Genomic DNA, 253 nt, shown 5'->3' with positions numbered 1-253 from the left:
CCCCCGTCCCCCCGGCTACGCGACTACGTGGCGTGGCACGACGCCTACCAGGACCCCGCCTCGGAGCTGTCGGTACGGCTGCGCCACGTCCAGCAGGTGATCTCCGCGGAGTTCGACGTCCGGCCCGGCACGGTCAGGGTCATGAGCTCCTGCGCCGGGCAGGGGCACGACGTCCTCGGCGTCCTGGCGGCCCGCCCCGAGCTGTACAACCGCGTCCGGGGCACCCTCCTGGAGATCAACCCGGTCAACGCCG

1 protein-coding gene is annotated in these 253 nt (G+C 73.1%); it reads left to right on the top strand.

Annotated features, from left to right (window positions below):
- Window positions 1–27: 27 nt before the first annotated feature.
- A partial coding sequence (locus ACP7H9_RS14305) for a hypothetical protein (protein ID WP_439222949.1) occupies window positions 28–253 on the top strand: 226 nt, incomplete at its 3' end.

It is taken from the genome of Idiomarina sp. ST20R2A10 (assembly GCF_051842345.1).
Lineage (GTDB): Bacteria > Pseudomonadota > Gammaproteobacteria > Enterobacterales > Alteromonadaceae > Idiomarina > Idiomarina loihiensis.
The sequence above is the reverse complement of the archived record's forward strand: the minus strand, read 5'-3'. Positions and strand labels throughout refer to the sequence as shown.